We start from the raw sequence: 3,292 nt of genomic DNA, 5'->3' as shown, positions 1-3,292 counted from the left end.
CCGGCGAGGCGTCCCGAGCGCGGCGACGCCGTCGCGGCCGCCCTCGCGGAACTCGAGGAACGTGCCCGTCCCCACGGACTCCATGTACCGGAGCGTGCGCGCCATCGCGGCGACCTTCTCCTCGTGGCTCGCCGCCCGCAGGAGGCGGTGTTTGAGCCCGTCCGGCGGCGCGACGAGCGCGTCGAGCGAGAGCCCCTCGCCCGCTTCCTTCGCGATGGAATCGCCGATGTGCGTGTGGGCGTTGACGAACGCCGGGAGGATCACGCCGTCGCCGTCGACCTCGCGCTCTTCGATCCGGACGATCTCGCCGTCGGCGACGACCACGCGTCCCTCGACGGGCTCGAAGTCGGGCCCCACGAGGACCGTCCCCTCCAGGTGCATACGTGGGCGTCAGCGGCCCGACCTAAAACGTCACGGGAACGGGACCGACGGGCGTCGCCCTCGAACGGGACCGGAACGGCTCACTTCCGGGCGCCGGGCGGCAACGGGTCGGCGTGGTCGGCGATCGCCTCGGCGACGCGGTGCGGCTCCTCGTGGACCACCCAGTGGGTCGCGGCGTCGAGGGTCAACAGCCGACCGTCGGTGCAGTGCTCGACGCTGTCGCCGGCCATCCGCTTGGCGAGGAAACGGTCCTTCGCGCCCCAGATCACGAGCGTCGGGACGTCGACCGTCGGCGTCGCCGGCGTCGGCCGCTCCCGGACGATCGCGCGGTACCAGTTCACCATCGCCTCGAACGCCCCGTCGCGGCTCCACGCGCGTCGGTACCGCCTGACGTCCTCGTCGTCGAACGTCCCGGGGCGGCTCGTCTCGCGGAGCCCGCGCACCGCGAGCCGCCAGTTGCCGGCGCTGGCGACGGTCTCGGGGAGCCGCGGTATCTGGAACGCGAGCACGTACCAGCTCTTGAGCCGCTGGTCCCACGAGCGGCGGAGCGTCCGCTCGAAGACGGTCGGGTGCGGGAGGTTGACGGCGACGAAGTCGGAGATCCGGTCGGCGTGGTGGATCGCGAGCCACCACCCCACCGCGGCGCCCCAGTCGTGGCCCGCGACGGCGGCGGTCTCGCGGCCGTACGCGTCGATCAGGCCGACGACGTCGCGGGCGAGCTCGCCGATCCGGTAGTCGCGCACGGCCGGCGCTTCGCCGAGAGGTTGTATCCCCGCTGGTCGGGGACGACGACGCGATAGCCCGCGTTCGCCAGCGGCGCGATCGCCTCGTGCCAGCCGTACCAGAACTCGGGGAACCCGTGGAGCAACACCAGCAGGCGCCCGTCCGTCGGACCGGCCTCGACGACGTGGAGCCGGACGCCGTTCGTCTCGACCGCCCGCGACTCGCCCGGTACCGCCTCGGGAATCTCGTCTGGCGGGATCTCGTCGGATGGGATCTCGTCGACGGGCAGGACCTCGGCCGACAGACCCTCGCCCACCGGCGAGCCGTCCGCGCGGGAGCCGTCCGCGCGGGAGCCGTCCGCGCGAGAGCCGTTCGGGTCGTCGCTCATACCGAGCGTGTCGGGCGCCGGCGGCAAATAGCTACGTTCGACGGGTGTCAGAGAATCGTTTCCAGGAGAGCGGTTCACTCCGAGAGGTAGTGAATCAGCCGTTAGAGTCTGCGTGCGAACTATTCTATAACTCTACCTCTGAGATAACTCTCAAAGATTAATGAGCATTGAGTATCAGACGTGAGTTATGGAAAAGCATCCGAAACCACAGCTCGGGACGAATGGAAATGTGATCTGGCACCGAGTGGGCGCATTCTTCATCGACTCGATTCTTATGGGGCTAATCTGGGTTCCCGTTATGCTCGCTGGGGCGGCCCTCGGCGAGATCGGTTTCCTCGTGTTCACGTTAGCGGGGCTGGTCGCAACAGTAGTTTACGGTTTTCTGCTTGAGGGGCTATACGGCTACACGCCGGGGAAATACCTACTCGGACTAGTCGTTATCAAGCCCGACGGTTCCAACTGCACAATCGGCGCGTCAATACTACGGAACCTGTTATGGATCGTTGACGCACTCCCGACTTTCAACCTCATCGCAATGGTGTCAATATTGCTTACTGATGACAATCAGCGGGTCGGCGACCTCGTTGCAGATACAGTCGTCGTTAAGCAACAGTAATCGGAACATATCTGCTTGCCCTATACTGACCGATTCACTGGCGACCCGATACAGTGGGTGAACGGTTCTATCACACCCTACCGTTCGTCGAGGCGACACCGGGGCGATCCGGCACGACACCGGGGAGATCCGGCGGTCGATCGGCCGATCGAAATCCTCAAACCCCTGGCATCCCCCGATCGGGCTAGACTAGTGGTTCTGACGGCCGCCCGCGGGGGTGACGCGGCCGCCGTCCGTCTTCCGGAGGTCGGCTCGTGTGGCCACACGCGGGGGCGGAGACGGCCGGTCCGACGGCGCTCGACCCGGCGACGTCAGAACGCACCGTTGAGACCATGTCCCGGGACACGTCTGCGCCGGAATCAGCCCCATCGAACGCCTCGGCGTCGGACGCGTCTGCGCCCGAGTCAGCCCCGGCGGACGCCGAATCGTCGGGTCCGTCACCCGCGGACGCCGAACCGACGGGCGGTTCGACCGACACGACGGTCTCGAACGTCGTCCTCGTCACGATCGACTCGCTGCGGACGGACGCGATCGCCCCCTACGACGACGACCGCCACTCGCCGGTCCTCAAGGGCCTCGCGGCGAACGGAACCGTGTTCGACCGGGCGTTCGCGACCGGCAACTGGACGCCCTTCTCGTTTCCCTCGATCCTCGCGTCCGAGCCCGTGTTCGCCCGGAACGGCGACATCGGCGTGACGGACGCTCGGACGCTCGCGTCGGTGCTCTCGGAGGCCGGGATAACGACGGCCGGCTTCAACGCCGCGAACGGCTTCCTCACCTCGCACTGGGGATACCCAGAGGGGTTCGACGAGTTCGAGCCGTTCGTCACGAGCGTCGGGTCCAGCCGGTACAGCCGGTACCTCGCGGCTCACCCCACGGTCGAGGCGTGGATCCAGCTCGCGACGTCGCCGATCCGCCGCCTCGGGTCCAAGCTCCGCGGCGAGAGCGACGACCGGCCGTTCCTCGACGCGTCGCGGATGTTCGACGTGGAGGACGCCGCGACCGACTTCGTCGACCGGACCGACGAGCCGTTCTTCCTGTGGGTCCACTACATGGACACACACACGCCGTACGTCCCGGCGCCGCGGTACATCCGGGACGGGTGTCGAACGGACCGTCCGTCGGCGACCCACCCGGATGCTCCACGCGCACACGCGGACGAGCCTCGGGTGGGAGGTCGGCGA

The 3,292-nt window shown here is 67.9% G+C and carries 2 protein-coding genes and 2 pseudogenes; 2 read left to right on the top strand and 2 right to left on the bottom strand.

Annotation, left to right across the window (positions count from 1 at the left end):
- Nucleotides 1-381: amidohydrolase family protein (locus GJ633_RS15250; RefSeq protein ID WP_156589477.1), on the bottom strand; the 381-nt coding region annotated here is incomplete at its 3' end.
- An 80-nt stretch (nucleotides 382-461) separates the two neighbouring features.
- Nucleotides 462-1,492, bottom strand: a pseudogene (locus GJ633_RS15245) (alpha/beta fold hydrolase).
- 187 nt (nucleotides 1,493-1,679) lie between these two features.
- Here GJ633_RS15245 and GJ633_RS15240 point away from each other — a divergent pair.
- Both GJ633_RS15240 and GJ633_RS15235 read left to right on the top strand, forming a co-directional pair.
- A complete protein-coding gene (locus tag GJ633_RS15240) occupies nucleotides 1,680-2,108 on the top strand; it encodes an RDD family protein (protein ID WP_156589476.1) in 429 nt (142 codons plus the stop codon).
- 332 nt (nucleotides 2,109-2,440) lie between these two features.
- Nucleotides 2,441-3,292, top strand: a pseudogene (locus tag GJ633_RS15235) (sulfatase-like hydrolase/transferase); the annotation flags it as partial.

The organism is Halorubrum sp. CBA1125, from assembly GCF_009742825.1.
Classification (GTDB): Archaea; Halobacteriota; Halobacteria; order Halobacteriales; family Haloferacaceae; genus Halorubrum.
The sequence above is the reverse complement of the archived record's forward strand: the minus strand, read 5'-3'. Positions and strand labels throughout refer to the sequence as shown.

Coding starts and splice junctions, on each gene's coding strand:
- GJ633_RS15240 (WP_156589476.1), top strand. CDS start 1,680: ATGGAAAAGCATCCGAAACCACAGCTCGGGACGAATGGAAATGTGATC.